At 54.7% G+C, this 16790-nt stretch carries 18 protein-coding genes; 11 read left to right on the plus strand and 7 right to left on the minus strand.

Annotated features, from left to right (window positions below; translation table 11 throughout):
* Positions 1–774, plus strand: coding sequence for a Zn-ribbon-containing protein (locus NH461_RS03090; protein ID WP_261601845.1), 774 nt, complete (start codon positions 1–3; stop codon positions 772–774).
* Between the two features lie 100 nt (positions 775–874).
* Here the strand turns inward: NH461_RS03090 and NH461_RS03095 are convergent, their stop codons facing one another.
* Entirely contained in the window at positions 875–1159 is a 285-nt protein-coding gene (locus tag NH461_RS03095) for a hypothetical protein (RefSeq protein WP_261601846.1), read from the minus strand.
* 28 nt (positions 1160–1187) lie between these two features.
* Positions 1188–1418, minus strand: coding sequence for a DUF2789 domain-containing protein (locus NH461_RS03100; protein WP_261601847.1), 231 nt, complete (start codon positions 1416–1418; stop codon positions 1188–1190).
* 1123 nt (positions 1419–2541) lie between these two features.
* Between NH461_RS03100 and NH461_RS03105 the strand changes: the two genes are divergently transcribed.
* On the plus strand, positions 2542–2682 hold the full coding sequence (locus tag NH461_RS03105) for a hypothetical protein (RefSeq protein WP_261601848.1): 141 nt from the start codon (positions 2542–2544) through the stop codon (positions 2680–2682).
* 1120 nt (positions 2683–3802) lie between these two features.
* Here the strand turns inward: NH461_RS03105 and NH461_RS03110 are convergent.
* On the minus strand, positions 3803–4105 hold the full coding sequence (locus tag NH461_RS03110) for a DUF3301 domain-containing protein (RefSeq protein ID WP_261601849.1): 303 nt from the start codon (positions 4103–4105) through the stop codon (positions 3803–3805).
* A 50-nt stretch (positions 4106–4155) separates the two neighbouring features.
* The gene (locus NH461_RS03115) at positions 4156–5205 is read right to left on the minus strand and encodes a DUF3549 family protein (RefSeq protein ID WP_261602816.1); all 1050 of its coding nucleotides are present in this window, start codon (positions 5203–5205) and stop codon (positions 4156–4158) included.
* 156 nt (positions 5206–5361) lie between these two features.
* On the opposite strand from NH461_RS03115, the gene NH461_RS03120 reads away from it, so the two are divergent.
* The 3 genes from NH461_RS03120 to NH461_RS03130 all read left to right on the plus strand — a co-directional run bounded on the left by NH461_RS03120 (position 5362) and on the right by NH461_RS03130 (position 7100).
* Positions 5362–5730: a YqcC family protein gene (locus NH461_RS03120; protein ID WP_261602817.1), complete on the plus strand. Its 369-nt coding sequence runs from the start codon at positions 5362–5364 to the stop codon at positions 5728–5730.
* Entirely contained in the window at positions 5730–6470 is a 741-nt protein-coding gene (gene truC / locus NH461_RS03125; protein ID WP_261601850.1) for a tRNA pseudouridine(65) synthase TruC, read from the plus strand. Before NH461_RS03120 ends, truC begins: the two co-directional genes overlap by 1 nt.
* Before the next feature lie 174 nt (positions 6471–6644).
* On the plus strand, positions 6645–7100 hold the full coding sequence (locus tag NH461_RS03130) for a flavodoxin (protein ID WP_261601851.1): 456 nt from the start codon (positions 6645–6647) through the stop codon (positions 7098–7100).
* Positions 7101–7292: 192 nt separating this feature from the next.
* On the opposite strand, the gene NH461_RS03135 is transcribed toward NH461_RS03130, so the two are convergent.
* The 3 genes from NH461_RS03135 to map form a co-directional block, all read right to left on the minus strand.
* Positions 7293–7673: a DUF3461 family protein gene (locus NH461_RS03135; protein ID WP_261601852.1), complete on the minus strand. Its 381-nt coding sequence runs from the start codon at positions 7671–7673 to the stop codon at positions 7293–7295.
* Between the two features lie 161 nt (positions 7674–7834).
* Positions 7835–10459, minus strand: a complete 2625-nt coding sequence (gene glnD / locus NH461_RS03140; protein WP_261601853.1) for a bifunctional uridylyltransferase/uridylyl-removing protein GlnD — start codon at positions 10457–10459, stop codon at positions 7835–7837.
* A gap of 111 nt (positions 10460–10570) precedes the next feature.
* Complete coding sequence (gene map / locus NH461_RS03145) at positions 10571–11398, minus strand: type I methionyl aminopeptidase (protein WP_261601854.1); 828 nt, start codon at positions 11396–11398, stop codon at positions 10571–10573.
* A gap of 323 nt (positions 11399–11721) precedes the next feature.
* Here map and rpsB point away from each other — a divergent pair, with 323 nt between their 5' ends.
* The 6 genes from rpsB (at position 11722) to NH461_RS03175 (ending at position 16710) form a co-directional block, all read left to right on the plus strand.
* Entirely contained in the window at positions 11722–12450 is a 729-nt protein-coding gene (gene rpsB, locus NH461_RS03150) for a 30S ribosomal protein S2 (protein WP_261601855.1), read from the plus strand.
* Between the two features lie 113 nt (positions 12451–12563).
* Positions 12564–13409 carry a translation elongation factor Ts gene (tsf, locus tag NH461_RS03155; RefSeq protein WP_261601856.1) on the plus strand — a complete coding sequence of 282 codons (846 nt, stop codon included), beginning with the start codon at positions 12564–12566 and terminating at the stop codon, positions 13407–13409.
* A gap of 93 nt (positions 13410–13502) precedes the next feature.
* Positions 13503–14231 carry a UMP kinase gene (pyrH, locus tag NH461_RS03160; RefSeq protein ID WP_261601857.1) on the plus strand — a complete coding sequence of 243 codons (729 nt, stop codon included), beginning with the start codon at positions 13503–13505 and terminating at the stop codon, positions 14229–14231.
* 86 nt (positions 14232–14317) lie between these two features.
* Entirely contained in the window at positions 14318–14875 is a 558-nt protein-coding gene (gene frr, locus NH461_RS03165) for a ribosome recycling factor (protein ID WP_261601858.1), read from the plus strand.
* An 80-nt stretch (positions 14876–14955) separates the two neighbouring features.
* Positions 14956–15714, plus strand: coding sequence for an isoprenyl transferase (locus NH461_RS03170; RefSeq protein WP_261601859.1), 759 nt, complete (start codon positions 14956–14958; stop codon positions 15712–15714).
* A gap of 147 nt (positions 15715–15861) precedes the next feature.
* On the plus strand, positions 15862–16710 hold the full coding sequence (locus NH461_RS03175; RefSeq protein ID WP_261601860.1) for a phosphatidate cytidylyltransferase: 849 nt from the start codon (positions 15862–15864) through the stop codon (positions 16708–16710).
* The last annotated feature ends 80 nt before the right edge of the window (positions 16711–16790 follow it).

Genomic DNA, 16790 nt, shown 5'->3' on the forward strand with positions numbered 1-16790 from the left:
ATGTACGTCATCGAAATGCAATTTGAGTGTTTTGACAACACCACAGTGTCCGCGGTGGACACCGCCGTTAACGGCCTGATGGATGCACTGCGCTATAACGGCCAGATCCTCGGCCGGGAGTTTCCGATCGTGATGGATGAGGGGATGTTCCGGGTTCGGGTGGTGTGCCCCGAGCAAGACAGTCTGCATCCGCAGTTTCACAGTGCGCAGGTCAAGGCCTGTCTCAAGCGCCTGAGCCAGGCCAGCCTGCTGGCGCCGAAGGTGAAGCTGCTGGGGCGGGATATCAATTCTGAAGCGGCGGCGGAGAACTTTACCCCGTCGTGGCAAATCATCTACACCACCTATGTCCACACCTGCTCGCCGCTACGCTGTGGCGAGACCTTGATGCCGATCCCGTTGTATCGAATTCCGGCGACCTTCAACGGCGATCATAAAGCGGTGGTGAAGTGGCAAACCGAGTGGCAGGCCTGCGATGAAATTCAGATGGCTGGCGGCTGCCAGGCAGAGCATGCGGCGCTACATGAGATCCGTGATGTTGACAGCGATTTGTTCCGTCGTGGCTGGGATCTGCGTGGGCGGATTGAGTACCTGACGAAAATTCCGACTTACTATTACCAGTATCAGGTGGGTGGGCAGAGCCTGGCGCAAGAGCAGCAGCGTCCGTGCCCGAAATGTGGCGGCGCCTGGTATCAGGAAGAGCCCCTGCATGGCATTTTCCACTATAAGTGCGATGAGTGTCGCCTGGTGTCAAACCTGTCGTGGGATTTCCAGTAACCGCTGTAACCGCAGTTCATCAGTGAGCGCAGGGAAATCACTGCATTGCGCATCCGGCTGGTACCGGATGCGCAGTTCAAGTTGAGCGGCTCCGGGTGAATTACGGATCGGCCGCGCGCTTTTCCAGTTGCGCCAGCCGCGCGGTCAAGTCCGCGACTTGCTGTTCGAGTTGGGCAATCCGGGCCTCCTGCGTTTGCGGGGCGGCGCATTGCTCAATTTTCGGAACTTTGGCACTTTTCTTCCAGGCCTGCAGGGCCTGAATGATCAGTGGCATTGGCAGCGGCCGGGACAGGCGGGATTTAATCAGCGCCACTGAAGGCTCCTTGCCTTCGGCAACAAGGGCGGCAATGGCCTGCTCCAGGGCCTGGGTGATCTCGGATGACATAACGCTTCCTGACGTAGTGAGAGAGGGGTTATTTTCGTAGCAAAGCATCTAACTGATCAATCACTTCGCACCAGTCGGCATCTTCTGCCACAGATTCTTTGAGAAATCGCTGTTGGGCCGGTTGCCAGAAATGGGCCTCCGCCAATTGCTCATGCTCTTCCAGGTGATGTTTTTTGACAAATTCCTCGATGAACTCCTTAGAACTGTTTAATCCTAATTGATTGAATAAATTCGATAAATTGTGGTTAAAGGTCTCCATTGCGCACTCCTTTCTTATGATTGTCATCGCGGTTTATGCCTAAGTATAGAGAATATTTGTGTCCTGATATCTGCTGCGCTTGTGCGAGATCGCTTACACGTGCGTAGGACATCGCAACGTTGAGGACTCGGGTATATCTGATGGTTTTAATATAAGTGAGTGATTTTATTTGTGTTTTTATTATTTCTATCGTTGTGTTTGTAAAAAACATTGGTTTTTCGCCAGGCGGTAGCATTGTTCTGCCGCCGGGAAACCGTATGATGGACCCTGTCGGAAGGAGCTGACGGAACGGAACAGGAACTTTGCCAAGGATTTGGGCAGTCTCAGGATGAGACCGGTGTACCAGGACGGTATATCGAACATGGACTGTGAAGGGAACCACCGAAGGACTCGGTACAGCAGGCAGGATGTTTGCTGGTCAGGAAGACACCAGGACCGCTTCAGGAAGAAGCCAGGGACACCGCCAGGATGGTCGAAGAGAGTCAGGACAGGACGGACTGACGGGTCAGGAGACCGAAGGACATCTTCAGGATGAAGACAAAAAAGGATCGCTGAAGGATTCAGCACAACGGAATGTTGCAGGGAGCACTTTCGTAGCGGGAATGCTGCATGTAAGACCTAAGGGCGCGACGCAAGTCGCGCCCGTTTCTTTTTGGGCGCGTGAATGGATGTGCTCTGCCAAACCCGGGTTGCAGCAATCGCTGATTTGACCCTTCCCCCTTGCTTTTTGTTGATCCCAACTTGTTTGATTCTCCTGATGGTTGAACTGCATTCCATCTTGTCACTGCATTTACCTTCATTTTTTCGCTGCGTTTAGCATTTTTTCTGGTTTAACCGTGATTTAACAGATTTTCTGACAATGTAATCGGTTACTGGATATATGCCAGGGTGGCTGTAAGAGATCTCTTACAGCCGCGTGGGAGAAAGATGTGTCTCATTACCTCAATTCACTGCTGTCTTCATGTTTTATTTTTTAAAATCAGGTGCTTAATTGCATTGTTGCGAGGTTGTTGTTGATTCTGCACCGCGACGGGGGGAGTGAGGATGTTGTTCGGCGGGGGGAACCGCGTAAGATGTCTCGTGTCGCAAGGGAAGCGCGATAAGGACCACGGCAGTACAGGATGTGCTGACCCCGAGTGGGACGTTGTTGGCAAGGTATGCCGGCAGCCAGGAAGGCAGAAACGAGCAGGATATCGGCAGCGGGTCGGAGACCGGCTGGCAGGAAGAGCCAAGGACCGCACCGGGATGGTGTTTCAAGGAATAGCTTCGGGATGAAGTCAGGGACCGCACCGGGATGGTGTTTTCAGGAACAACTTCGGGACGAAGTCAGGGATCGCACCGGGATGGTGTTTTCAGGAACAACTTCGGGATGAAGTCAGGGACCGCACCGGGATGGTGTTTCAAGGAATAGCTTCGGGATGAAGTAAAAGGACACCGCCAGGACAGGATAGAGAGAGCCGTCATCGGAGATGGCGACGGGTCAGGGTTAGACCACAGGACACTCTGGGATGAGTTCAGGGACGGTCGCAAAGGGATGCGTAGAACATGGATGCCGGCAGGGAGCATCAAGCGTAGCGGGAATGCTGCAGAAAGACCTCAGGGCGTGACGTAAGTCACGCCCGTTTTTTTATGGGCCGGTTACAGGTTCTGATCCCCAGGCAATGGAGTGCTCTTGAGCCGCATGATGTTTCTCGATTGTCTCGTAACTTTGTAAGAGATCTCTCACAAGGTTGTGGGATAAACAGGAAATATGACATAGAAAAACACCATGGATGTAATTTTAAAGTTTTGTTTTCAAACGACTTTGTTGTTATTTGATGTCGGGTGCGACCCGCCGGGGACCGATTTTCTCTGTCAGCCGGGTTCTTTTCCGACAGAAACTGCGTAATCTTAAAGGTGTCGGAAGGAGCTGACGGAACGGAACAGGAACTTTGCCAAGGATTTGGGCAGTCTCAGGATGAGACCGGTGTATCAGGACGGTATATCGAACATGGACTGTGAAGGGAACCACCGAAGGACTCGGTACAGCAGGCAGGATGTTTGCTGGTCAGGAAGACACCAGGACCGCTTCAGGAAGAAGCCAGGGACACCGCCAGGATGGTCGAAGAGAGTCAGAACAGGACGGACTGACGGGTCAGGAGACCGAAGGACATCTTCAGGATGAAGAGAAAAGGATACTGCTGAAGGATTACAGCATATCAATGGAATGATGCAGGGAGCACTTTCGTAGCGGGAATGCTGCATGTAAGACCTAAGGGCGCGACGCAAGTCGCGCCCGCTCTTTTTTAGGGGCCCGAAAAAGAGTCCAACTCAGGCCTGCCTTGGCCAAACGGCCTTCACTCCCGGCTGACTCTTTGCCACCTTGGTCCCATGCGGAATTACCGTTATTCCGGCATCCGGTGCGAGGGAACCTGAAACTGGCTGGGCCGAAACCCTTCCATCACTACATAGCCCTGGTAGGCATCTGCCCCATCGGCCGAAAACTCAAACACATACACCGTATGCCAGTGCCAGCGTCCTTGCGGGTCTTTCAGCTTGTGCGCGCCACGGGCAATGCTGAGCAATTGCAGACCGAGATGTTCGCAGCGTTGCTCGATAAACCGCTGCGCAAACTCGGTCTGGCGGCGCTGTTGCCAGTACAGGTAGCCAAACAGCGCCAAGAGTAAAATTCCCAGTAGATTATCCATTCGTTGTTATTTATCCATCCGTTGATGGCCTTTCGTCCCCGCTAGGGGCTTCAGGCCTTGCCGCGGGCGTGCTGCTGAAGTTTGGTGATGGCCTCAACCAGCGCCGGATCCGCCTGACCGTGGAGAATTTGCAGCATCATACCCCGCAGGGCCGGCAGCATCACCAAGTCGGCAAAGAGTTGGTTGAACAGGGCCTGATCGCCGGTCTGTGCCAGACGGAGCAGGAAGGTCCGAGCAATGTCGGGGTTGGCCAGTCCCTGCCAGCAGCGTCCGGCAATCGCCACCAGAATTTCCGGGTGACACAGGGCCGGGTTAGCCAGCAGTTGCGTCAGCTGGTGTTGTAGCTGGGTTGGCTCGGCACCGGACAGGGCGCGGATCAGCGCCGAGATCAGGAACAGATCCGGCTCGGCTTGCTCGACTTCGCGCGTCAACCGCTCGAGCAGGCGTTGGCTGAGCGCCTCCGGTAGCTCACAATGCTCCAGGCAGCCCAGTAGCGCATAAAGCGGGGTCATCGGCAGGTTATTGACGGCTTTGCGCAGTTGGGTGCTGTTGTTTTCCTGTTTCATCCGGGCACACACATCCGCCAGGCCCTGCAGGCCGACGCCCTGCCACTGGTCCCAGCCTAAATCACCGGTCAGGTAATGCTGGGCATGCTCGTAGTACTGGCTGGCCGGCAGAGCAAGCTGGTGACGTAAATGGGCATGGAACATCGCCATCTTGTCGTCTTTGGGCTTGAAGGTGTACGGGTTGGCGGCCAGTTTTTCCTGCTCTTCTTCCGTTGGCGTGCTGTTGAGCGTCGCGCCCATGGCTTCAATCACATACTTGATGAAATCCCCGACGGCCGCTTGCTTGAGCAGGCCGCGCTCATCGAGCGGCAGGCGCAGAAACCAGATCCACGGTGGGTTGCCGGCTTGCCAGAAAGAGATCGACAGGTGCGCATGTTGCTGCAAAGGCCATGGATAGGGCTGGCGGTTCTCTTCGACCGCTTTGAACTGGTCGATATCGATTTCACTGACACGGCGGCCGAGATCAAAAATTGTATACTGGCAACCGGCGTTATCCAGTAGCTGGGTCAGGGTATGAAATTTATCCATGGACATCATGCTTACTCCTCAATGATGGGCGGATTATAACCTTAACTTCGCTCAAGATGCTCGTCTGCACACGATTTTCTGGGGCCGGGCGGTGCTAGGGGCTGGCGCGTTTCGATGGTATCCTTGCGCGCTTTCTGTAAGGAGAATGGGGCTTTGAGCAGAGTGAATGCGTACTGCGGGGAAAATATGATGGATAAATATCACCAGTGTCAGGCTTTGCTGACGGCACTTGAAGCCGCGTTGCGTCAGGCCGGGTTGTGGGAGACCGACGCGCCGACGCCGACCGCGCTGGCCAGCACCGCACCTTTTGCAGTCGATACCCTGACAGGCGGTCAGTGGTTGCAGTGGATTTTTCTGCCGCGCATGAACGCGCTGATCTGTGCTCAGGCGCCGCTGCCGGACCAGTTTGTCATTTCCCCTTATCTTGAGGAAGCCCTCAATGGGCATGCCGGTTGTGATGCTGTGCTTGCTGTGACCCGTCAATTGGATGCGCTGCTCGGCGCCCGTGAAAAATTGAAAGCGAAGAAGTGATGGAATTAGAAATCCTGTATCAAGATACCGATCTCGTGGCGGTGAATAAACCGGCCGGGATGTTGGTGCACCGCTCCTGGTTGGATCGGCACGAAACACAATTTGTGATGCAAACCCTGCGCGATCAGATCGGCCAGCATGTGTTTCCGTTGCACCGTCTGGATCGCCCGACTTCCGGGGTATTGCTGTTTGCCCTCTCCAGCGAGGTTGCCGCACAAATGATGCCCAAGTTTGCCGGACGCGACATCAAGAAAACTTATCACGCCGTGGTGCGGGGATGGATTCAGGAAGCGGCGGTCCTGGACTACCCGCTCAAAGAAGAGCTGGATAAAATTGCCGACAAGCAGGCGGCTCAGGATAAGGACGCTCAGGAAGCGGTGACGGCCTACGCGCCCCTGGCGCATGTCCAAACGGATATTGCGATCGGCCGCTACCCAACCAGCCGTTATACCCTGGTCGAGATGAAGCCGGAAACCGGGCGAAAACACCAGCTCCGCCGTCATATGCATCACCTCAGCCACCATATTATCGGCGATGTGAATCATGGCGATGGCCGTCATAACCGCAGCTTCCGCCAACATTACGATTGCCACCGGCTGATGTTACACGCTTCCCGATTGCAGTTGGTGCATCCGTGCACCGGCGAAGCGCTGGATATTCGCGCCGGTACGGATGCTGCCTGGGGGCGGGTGATGGGCGCTTTTGATTGGGGCAGGCACCTGATGCAACCCCGCGATTAACGGTCTCAGCGCCGGGTAAGGAGCGCATCCCGCGAGGTGGGTGTCTCTTCGGACAAGGTGTGATAGCCGATTGATTTTTCAGGCGGCTTTGGCCGGCAGTCGGGATTTTCATTTGCATCCGCTGGCGGGAACCTTCACAGTAGGGAGACGTTGGGCAACACGGAGCAGCAATCGATGGCAAAAATCGGCGTATTTGTGGGAACGGTATACGGCGGCGCGGAGGAAGTGGCGCATGACGTGGTTGATCAACTGATTGACAAGGGCCATGCCGCTCAGCTTTATCTCGAACCGCTGCTGGAGGATTTTCTTGAGTATCAGCATGATGTGGCGCTGGTGATCACCTCAACCACCGGTCAGGGGGAGATCCCGGAAAATCTGTTGCCGCTGTTTGTGGCACTCAAGGACCGTTTTCCGTTGATGCCGGCGCTTCAGTATGCCGTGATCGCGATGGGCGATTCCAGTTACGGGGAAGAACGGTATTGCGGGGCCGGTCGGCAGTTTGACGAATTGCTGGCGGAGTTACAGGGCCAATCGCTGGCCGTGCGGCTGGATGTCGATGCCTGTATCCATTTTGACCCGATGGAAGTCGCTCAGCCCTGGCTGGAGGCGCTGGTGGTGGCACTCAGCTAAGTCTGGCGGTCATGGGGCGGTTTTTTTCAGCCGCTCTTCGTTCCGCTCCTTGATGATGGCCCTTTCATCGCACTCCGTTTGCAGCGACCTTATCATCGCGACCTGTTTAGCGAGCTGGAAACTGAGGTGTCAGGGGAGGTTGAGAGAGGAGGCTGCGCCGTCACAGGTTCAGATGACGCAGCCGCTCGGGGATCATTTCAGCTTTTCTAAATCCGCTTCAATTTCGGCAATCTTGTGAGTGACCACCTGCTCCAGATGACGTAAATCCTTCAGGATCTTCTTCTTCAGATCGACCTCGGTGTGCTTGCGCTGGGTGATTTGATCCAGCTCATCAATAATAAACGTCAGGTTGCGGTTGATCTCCGTGATTTCTTTATATTCGCGACTGCCGCTGTTGACCACCACCGACTTGCGCTGGCGCGGGAATTTGAATTTCACGCTTTTGGCGAACAACTCCCCTTTCTGCTTGGCAAAATAGACCTTCAGAATGTCGTTGGCCGCTTCCTGGCGCAGGCTGTAGCGTTCGATGGATTTTGGGTTTTCAATACCGATACTGGTGAGGTGTGGATACATAGGTGCCTCGTTGCTTCTACTGCATGGTTTCTACTGCTTGGATGTTGTTCAATGTAGCAATTACCGCAGAGGCTGTCTTGAAGTCGCGCGTCAGGTTGTGAGGTGGGTGTCATCGCAGCACGAGAAGCTGCCGGACCAGGGGGAGCCGGTCCGGCGGGTGGCTATTTTTTCGCCGCATCAATCCGGGCGATCAGGGCTTCGCGCAGCTGGGTTTGCTGGGCGTCACTGAGCTGGGTACCTTCTTCGTTGACCAGGATAAAAAAGTCTTCGGCGCGCTCGCCAATGGTAGTGATTTTGGCGGCCTGGAGGCTGATTTTCTGGCGGGCAAACACCGAGCCGACCCGGGCCAGTAACCCGGGCATGTCCAGGGCGACCAGCTCCATCAGGGTTTTCTTACCGGTTTTGGTCGGCAGGAAATCGACCTGAGTGTTGACGTTGAAGTGCAGCAGTTTGCGCGGCGGGCGTTTTTTCTTGCGCTCTGATTTCATGTGGGTCAGGGCCTTGGTCAGCGCCCGGCGCACGGTACTGTGGCGGTTGGCGCTGAGGGCCTCGCCGTTGTGATCCAGCACCATAAAGGTATCGAGGGCGAAACCGTCCTTGCTGTTCATGATCTGGGCATCATGGACGCTGAGGTTTTTCTTATCCAGCTCGGAGACCACAATCGCAAACAGTTTGGTTTTGTCTTTGTTGTAGACGAAGACCTCGGTGCCGCCCCGGGTGGCTTTCTCGCTGATCAGGATCAGGGGCTTGTCCGGATCCTCGTGGCTGAGAATCGCCGCGGCGTGCCAGGCGATTTGTTTGTGGGTGTGGCGCAGGAAGTAATCGGCTTTAAAGCGTTGCCACAACACTTCGATCTCGCGCGGGGTAAAGCCCTGGCTGCGCAGCAGGGCCGAGGCCATCTGCTGATTGTGGCGGATCCGCTCCCGCACATCCGGCGGATTTTCCAGTCCGCGGCGCAGAGCTTTCTGGGTGGAGTAATACAGCTCGGCCAGCAGGGTGCGTTTCCAGCTGTTCCATAGCTCCTGGTTGGTGGCGCAGATATCGGCCACCGTCAGGCAAATCAGGTAGTCCAGCCGCTCTTCGTCCCGGACTTTGGTCGCAAAGTCGGCCACGACGTCCGGATCATAGATATCCCGGCGTTGGGCGGTGACTGACATCAGCAGGTGCTGATTGACCAGCCATTTGACCAGGTTGGCTTCCGGCTTTGACAGGCCGTGCTGAAGGCAGAACCGGTAGGCATCTTCACCGCCGAGTTCGGAGTGGTCGCCGCCGCGCCCTTTGGCGATATCATGGAAGATCGCCGCTAAAATCAGCAGCTCTTTCTTGACAATCCGCGGGTAGACTTCGCAACAGATCGGGTGGCGCTCGCGGTTGGCCGGATCGCTGAACTTGTTGAGGTTTTTCAGCAGCCGGACACTGTGCTCATCGACAGTATAAACATGGAACAGGTCAAACTGCATCTGGCCGACAATCTGGCTCCATTCCGGCAAATAAGCCGACAGGACACCGTGGCGGTGCATCAGACGAAAGGCGCGTTGCAGGGCGTTGGGCTCGCGCACCAGATCCATGAATTTTTCCCGGGCCGCCGGAATATCGACCAGAAACCGGTTGAGCCGGCGCCGGGCCGTGCGCAGCTGGCGCAGGGTCGGGGCGGCAATGCCTTCGATGGCGCTGTTGCGTGCCACATGCAGGCACATGTCGAGAATGGTTTCCGGGCGGGCCTGGAACAGAGCGGGCTTGGTCGCCTCGATCAGGTTGCCGCGCAGTTGGAAATCGTCATCGAGCGGGGTGGCCTCGACAATCTGGCCGTTGTTGAGGATGGCCTGATCAAACAGTTGCAGCAGCATTTTGTTGAGTTCGGAGACCCGCCGCAGGGTACGGTAGAACTCTTTCATCATCATCTCGACCGGGCGGTTGCCTTCGCCCTGGTAACCCAGCTGACGGGCGACCGAGGCCTGATGCTCAAACGTCAGGCGGTTGTCGTAGCGGCGCAGCTCGCAATGCAGGGCAAAGCGGATCCGCCACAGGGAGTCCTGGCACTCGACCAGCTCGCGGTATTCGGCATCGGTCAGAAAACCGAAACGGCTCATTTCCAGCAGGCTGGTGGCGCCAAAGTGGCGACGAGCCACCCAGCTCAGGGTATGGATATCCCGCAGCCCGCCGGGGCTGGATTTTATGTCCGGCTCCAGGTTGTAGGTGGTGTCGTGGTAGCGGGCGTGCCGCGTGCGCTGCTCTTGCAGCTTGGCCTGGTAAAACGCTTCGCTGGGCCAGAACTTACCGGAGTTCACCTGCTCTTCCAGGCACTGGTAGGTTTCCGGATTGCCGCACAGCAGGCGGGCTTCCTGCAGGTTGGTGGCCACCGTCAGGTCGGTCAGGCCAATCTGGATGCAGTCATCAATCGTACGGACGCTGTGGCCGACTTCCAGTTTCAAATCCCACAAGAAGGTGAGAAACGCACTGACGGTTTGGCCGCTCTTTTCATCCAGGGGCGTGGCACTGAGCAGTAGGATATCCACATCGGACAGCGGGTGGAGCTCCCCGCGGCCGTAGCCGCCGACGGCCACCAACGCTAATTCGGGGTGGGTGTCGAGGCCAAAATGCAGCCACAGGCGCTGCAGCAGGCTGTCAATAAAACCGGCCCGCGCTTCAACCAGCATGGTGACTGGGGTATGCTCGGCAAACAGTTGCTGCTGCTGGGCACTGAACTGTTCTAGCTCCTGGCGCAGGGCGCTCTGGGTCAGGGGCGTGGCAGTAGGTTGGGGAGAGGCTGAGAATGTATCGGTCATCGCAATCCGTGCCATGTGGTGAAGTGATGGTCTTACTATAACGGTAAAGACTGAAATGAAAAGGTGTAAAAAAGCCGGCGGGATGCCGGCTTAGGGATTCAATCGTTGTGATTAGTTGTGCATGATGCGCGGAATACTTTCTTCCTGGCGCAGGGTCAGTACTTCACAGCCGGTGTCGGTCACCAGCAGGGTATGCTCCCACTGGGCCGATTTCTTGCCGTCGACCGTGTACACGGTCCAGCCATCGTTGTCATCGATGTCACAGCCGAATTTGCCGGCATTGATCATCGGTTCGATGGTGAAGCACATCCCGGCTTTCAGCACGGTGCGGTCGCCGTTTTTGTAGTGCACCACTTGCGGCTCTTCGTGGAACTCGTTGCCGATCCCGTGGCCACAGAAGTCTTTGACGATAGAGAAGCGGCTGTTGCCGTTTTTGACAAACTTCTGGATTGTCGTACCGATTTCGCCCAGCTTGGTGCCCGGCTTCACTTTTTTCATCGCCAGATACAGCGATTCCTGGGCCACGCGGCACAGGCGCTTGTCTTCCAGCGACACTTCGCCCACTTCAAACATCTTCGAAGTATCACCGTGGTACCCGTCTTTGATCACCGTGATATCGATGTTGATGATGTCACCGTCTTTTAATACAGCCGGTTTATTGTACTTGTCACTGACAGCCTCGTCCTGCTCGGCCGGAATGCCGTGACACACGACATGGTTGATCGAGGTGCAGATCGATTTCGGGAAGCCATGGTAGTTCAGCGGTGCCGGGATCGCGCCTTGCTCTTTGGTAATGTACTCATGACAGATGCGGTCCAGCTCTGCGGTGGTCACGCCTGGCTTGACGTGCGGCTCAATCATCTCCAGCACTTCGGCAGCCAAACGACCGGCGACGCGCATTTTTTCGATTTCATCAGCCGTTTTGATCTTGATGGTCATTCAATCTTCTCTACATGGACTGTTGCTCTTGTTTACATGGTAACAGTGAGGGGCCGGGATGGAAACCAAGTTTATCGGCCTCAACTATAATTAGGCTAGATTTTAGCTGGCAAAATATGGTATAAAGCGCGCCGGAATTGTCTGATGTGCGTTTCAGCCCGTCAGTTAATTTCGGTTAACTTTTATATTAAATCACTCACACATATCGACACATTCTCCGGGGTGCCCATCAGCCGAATGGCTGTCCGTTTGCCGAATCTGGCAGGCAATATGGGTCGGTAGAGTGGGGTATGTGGACGCCTAACCCCATAGAGGAATTTTCAATGGCAACTGTATCAATGCGCGACATGCTGAAGGCTGGTGTACACTTCGGTCACCAAACTCGTTACTGGAACCCTAAGATGAAGCCGTTCATCTTCGGTGCTCGTAACAAGGTGCACATCATCAACCTTGAGAAAACTGTACCAATGTTCAACGACGCTTTGGCTGAACTGAACAAAATTGCTGCCCGTAAAGGTAAAGTACTTTTTGTTGGTACAAAGCGCGCAGCCAGCGAAACAATCAAAGAAGCTGCAACCGGCTGTGACCAGTACTACGTAAACAACCGCTGGTTGGGTGGTATGCTGACTAACTGGAAAACTGTTCGTCAGTCTATCAAGCGCCTGAAAGACCTGGAAGTTCAGTCTACTGACGGTACTTTCGACAAGCTGACCAAAAAAGAAGCGCTGATGCGTACGCGCGAAATGGAGAAGCTGGAGAAATCTCTGGGCGGTATCAAGAACATGGGCGGTCTGCCAGACGCAATGTTCGTCATCGATGCTGATCACGAGCACATCGCAATCAAAGAAGCGAACAACCTGGGTATCCCAGTATTCGCGGTTGTTGATACAAACTCTAACCCAGACGGCGTTGACTTCGTTATCCCAGGTAACGATGACGCAATCCGTGCAATTCAGCTTTACACTGGTGCGGTTGCTCAAACTGTGACTGAAGCTCGTAACCAAGACATCGTTGCTCAAGCTGAGCAAGACGGTTTCGTAGAAGCTGAGTAATAGCCGGCTCCTTTGAGCATCTTAAGTTACCTTGTGTAAACTAAGAATGGTTACCAGGGGCCGATCATGGCCCCTGATTTTTACACCAAGTATTCAAAACTGAGGATATAACAATGGCAACAGTTACAGCTGCCCTAGTTAAAGAACTGCGTGAGCGTACTGGCGCAGGCATGATGGAATGTAAAAAAGCGCTTGTTGAAGCGAACGCTGACATCGAGCTGGCGATCGAAAACATGCGTAAGAGCGGTGCTGCGAAAGCTGCTAAAAAAGCAGGTAACGTAGCCGCTGAAGGCGCAATCCTCATCAAAGAAGGTGAAGGTGTAGCTGCACTTCTGGAAGTAAACTGCCAAACTGACTTCGTTGCAAAAGACGGTAACTTCCTGGCGTTTGCAAACGAAGTAGCAGAAGCTGCTGTTGCAAACCAATCTGACGTTGCTGCGCTGCAAGCTGATTTCGAAGAGAAGCGTGTTGCTCTGGTTGCTAAAATCGGTGAAAACGTTTCTATCCGTCGCGTTGAGTACATCCAAGGCGAAAACATTGCTTCTTACCGTCACGGCGACCGCATCGGTGTTGTTGTTGCAGGTAACGGCGACGCTGAAACGCTGAAGCATATCGCGATGCACGTTGCTGCATCTCGTCCAGAGTACGTAAACCCAGAAGACGTACCTGCTGACGTTGTTGCCAAAGAGCGTGAAGTTCAGGTTGAAATCGCGATGAACGAAGGCAAGCCTCAGGAAATCGCAGAGAAAATGGTTGAAGGCCGCATGAAGAAATTCACCGGCGAAGTTTCTCTGACAGGTCAGCCGTTCATCATGGAACCAAAGAAATCTGTTGGTGAGTTCCTGAAAGAAAAAGGCGCAACAGTTTCTAGCTTTGTACGTCTGGAAGTAGGCGAAGGCATCGAGAAACAAGAAGGCCTGAGCTTCGCTGAAGAAGTAGCACTGGCGCAAAAAGGTTAATCCTTAGCGAATTTGCTTATACAGAAGACCGTGGCCTTGGCTGCGGTCTTTTTACAACTCCCTATCTCAAAGTAAGCCTGGAAGGTATCATTAATGACCACGAATCCTAAACCGACTTATCAACGAATTTTGCTTAAGCTGAGCGGTGAAGCGCTGCAGGGCGATGAAGGTTTTGGTATTGACGCAAATGTTCTTGACCGTATGGCGCAAGAAATCAAAGAATTGATCGAACTGGGTGTACAAGTTGGCTTGGTTATCGGTGGTGGTAACCTGTTCCGTGGTGCAGGCCTGGCTGAAGCAGGGATGAACCGAGTTGTGGGCGACCACATGGGCATGCTGGCGACCGTGATGAATGGCCTGGCCATGCGCGATGCGCTGCACCGTGCCTATGTGAACGCCAAGTTGATGTCTGCAATTCCGCTGAACGGTGTTTGTGACAGCTACAATTGGGCTGATGCGATCAGCCAGCTGCGTCAGGGCCGTGTGGTGATTTTCTCTGCCGGTACCGGCAACCCGTTCTTTACCACAGACTCTGCTGCCTGCCTGCGCGGGATCGAAATTGAAGCAGATGTGGTGCTGAAAGCGACAAAAGTTGATGGTGTGTTCACAGATGACCCAGTGAAGAACCCAGAAGCTGTTCTTTATGATAAGCTAGGCTACAATGACGTTCTGGACAAAGAACTGAAAGTAATGGACTTAGCGGCGTTTACGCTGGCTCGTGACCATGGCATGCCAATCCGTGTGTTCAACATGAACAAGCCGGGTGCGCTGCGCCGCGTGGTGATGGGTGAGCAGGAAGGCACGCTCATCTGCAACGATTAAGTGGCCGACGATTAAGTTCTAATCACTCTTTCTGGCCGGGAGCGACTCGCGCTCCCGCGATAGCCGAATCATTAAGGGTATAAACCGTGATTGATGAAATTAAACAAGACGCTAAAGAGCGTATGGGCAAAAGCGTAGAAGCGCTGAAAAACCAACTGAGCAAAGTACGTACCGGTCGTGCGCACCCAAGCCTGCTTGACGGTCTTCAGGTGGAATACTACGGTTCAAACACACCGCTGCGCCAGGTTGCCAACGTGATTGCTGAAGATGCACGTACGCTGGCCATCACTGTGTTCGACAAAGAGCTGACGCAGAAAGTTGAAAAAGCGATCATGATGTCAGATCTGGGCCTGAACCCAATGTCTGCCGGTACCGTGATCCGTGTACCGTTGCCACCGCTGACTGAAGAGCGTCGTCGTGATCTGGTGAAGATCGTGCGTGCCGAAGCGGAGCAGGGCCGTGTTGCCGTGCGTAACATTCGCCGTGACGCCAACGCAGACGTGAAAGGCCTGCTGAAAGAGAAAGAAATCTCTGAAGACGATGATCGTCGCGCGCAGGACGATATCCAGAAGCTGACCGATGCGGCTGTGAAGGAAATCGATGCGATCCTGGAAGCGAAAGAAAAAGAGCTGATGGAAGTATAAGACGCCACGTCTTTGTCATTAGCGAAAGAGAGGTCAGGCGCTGTGCGTGCAGCACAGCGCTTTTTTTTTGAGGAAGCTCTATGGCAGAACCAGAAACAATGCTTTCTGCTGATAAGCTGCCCAAGCATATTGCTGTGATTATGGATGGCAACGGCCGATGGGCGAAATCGAAGGGCAAAGCCCGGGTATTTGGCCACAAAGCCGGTGTGGAAGCAGTACGAAAAACAGTGTCGGCCGCCAGCCGGCTCGGGATCCAGGTGATCACCCTGTTTGCCTTCAGTAGTGAAAACTGGCGGCGTCCGGAAGAAGAAGTCTCCTTGTTGATGGAGCTCTTCATGACGGTACTGGGTCGAGAAGTGAAACGTCTGCACAAGAACAATATTCGCCTGCGCATCATTGGCGACACCACCCGCTTCAGTGCGCGCCTGCAAAAGAAAATTGCGGAAGCGCAAGCGTTAACTGCTGAGAACACCGGACTCGTCCTGAATGTTGCGGCGAACTATGGCGGTCAATGGGATATCCTGCAGGCAGCCCGGCAACTCGCGCAGCAGGTGGCTGAGCAGGCGATGCCGGTCGAGGCCATTACGGAAACGACCCTGGCGCAAGCCCTGTCGACTGCCGGTCTGCCGGACGTCGATTTGTTGATCCGAACCAGCGGCGAGCGGCGGATCAGTAATTTTATGCTGTGGCAGATGGCCTACGCTGAACTGTACTTTACGGAGCAGCACTGGCCGGATTTCGACGAACAGAGTTTGGCGGATGCGATTGCCTGGTATGTGAACCGCGAACGTCGGTTCGGGTGTACCGGCGAACAGATACAGGCTTTATTGGAATCATAGCCACGACGAGAATATCGTGACTCAAGGTGGCTGAAACCAAGGCACAACTGATTCGAGTGTGCCTTGTGCTCCGCTGCCACGGCAGCACTGACAGCAAACGATATGCTGGGCTGTTACCGAATATAATAAACAACGAGAGGACGCAGCTTGCTTAAGCAACGTATTATTACCGCGCTCATCCTCGCGCCGTTAGTCATTGCAGGGATTTTTTACCTTCCTTTCCCTGCTTTTGTTTTTGCACTGGCGGCAGTGACTTTGGCCGGTTTTTGGGAATGGACGCAATTTGTAGACGCTAAATCGCGTTGGGGCGCGATGTTAGTCCCGACTTTGGTACTGGGGGGCTCCATGGCTTGGTTACCCATGGATGTAACCGCCCTGTCTGAACTGGCTCGCTCGCATCAGTACATGCTCGCGGTGGGTGGGATTTGGTGGCTGGTCGCTTCGCTGCTGGCAATCACTTACCCGGCCAGTGCCACATTTTGGTCAAAAGCCACCTCATTAAAATACCTTTTCGGCTTACTGACCCTGATCCCGTTCTTCTGGGGCGTGCTGATGCTGCGTGCCGTCAATTACGCCGAAACGCCGTATCACGGTGCTAAATTGGTCCTCCTGGTCTGTATTCTGGTGTGGGCTGCGGATACCGGCGCCTACTTTACCGGCAAGCGTTTCGGAAAGCGGAAAATGGCGCCGTCTGTCAGCCCGAATAAAACCATTGAAGGCTTGGTTGGCGGCGCAACGCTGGCTGTACTTGTTACCTGGGGCAGTGCCGCCCTGATGGATATTCCATTTGGTAGCCTGGGCAGTCTGTTGCTGATTGCGGTGATCACCGTGGTGGCTTCGGTGCTGGGTGATCTGGTTGAAAGTATGTTTAAGCGGGCAGCCGGTGTGAAAGACAGCGGTAGCCTGCTGCCGGGTCACGGCGGTATTTTGGACCGTATCGACAGCCTGACCGCCGCCCTGCCTGTTTTTGCTTTGCTCTATCTTTGGCTTGTCTGATGCATAGCGCCGGGTCCGCCACAGCGGTGGATCGGGGCTTCGCGCCAAGTCTACCCCCGTGTTTCTGAGCAGCCTGCGGG

This window comes from Photobacterium sp. TY1-4, from assembly GCF_025398175.1.
Classification (GTDB): Bacteria; Pseudomonadota; Gammaproteobacteria; order Enterobacterales; family Vibrionaceae; genus Photobacterium.

Bases quoted from the DNA above. Each gene is read 5' to 3' on its own strand.
- NH461_RS03090 (WP_261601845.1), top strand. From the start codon at position 1: ATGTACGTCATCGAAATGCAATTTGAGTGTTTTGACAACACCACAGTG.
- NH461_RS03095 (WP_261601846.1), bottom strand. From the start codon at position 1,159: ATGTCATCCGAGATCACCCAGGCCCTGGAGCAGGCCATTGCCGCCCTT.
- NH461_RS03100 (WP_261601847.1), bottom strand. From the start codon at position 1,418: ATGGAGACCTTTAACCACAATTTATCGAATTTATTCAATCAATTAGGA.
- NH461_RS03110 (WP_261601849.1), bottom strand. From the start codon at position 4,105: ATGGATAATCTACTGGGAATTTTACTCTTGGCGCTGTTTGGCTACCTG.
- NH461_RS03115 (WP_261602816.1), bottom strand. From the start codon at position 5,205: ATGTCCATGGATAAATTTCATACCCTGACCCAGCTACTGGATAACGCC.
- truC (WP_261601850.1), top strand. From the start codon at position 5,730: ATGGAATTAGAAATCCTGTATCAAGATACCGATCTCGTGGCGGTGAAT.
- NH461_RS03130 (WP_261601851.1), top strand. From the start codon at position 6,645: ATGGCAAAAATCGGCGTATTTGTGGGAACGGTATACGGCGGCGCGGAG.
- NH461_RS03135 (WP_261601852.1), bottom strand. From the start codon at position 7,673: ATGTATCCACACCTCACCAGTATCGGTATTGAAAACCCAAAATCCATC.
- glnD (WP_261601853.1), bottom strand. From the start codon at position 10,459: ATGACCGATACATTCTCAGCCTCTCCCCAACCTACTGCCACGCCCCTG.
- map (WP_261601854.1), bottom strand. From the start codon at position 11,398: ATGACCATCAAGATCAAAACGGCTGATGAAATCGAAAAAATGCGCGTC.
- rpsB (WP_261601855.1), top strand. From the start codon at position 11,722: ATGGCAACTGTATCAATGCGCGACATGCTGAAGGCTGGTGTACACTTC.
- tsf (WP_261601856.1), top strand. From the start codon at position 12,564: ATGGCAACAGTTACAGCTGCCCTAGTTAAAGAACTGCGTGAGCGTACT.
- pyrH (WP_261601857.1), top strand. From the start codon at position 13,503: ATGACCACGAATCCTAAACCGACTTATCAACGAATTTTGCTTAAGCTG.
- NH461_RS03170 (WP_261601859.1), top strand. From the start codon at position 14,956: ATGGCAGAACCAGAAACAATGCTTTCTGCTGATAAGCTGCCCAAGCAT.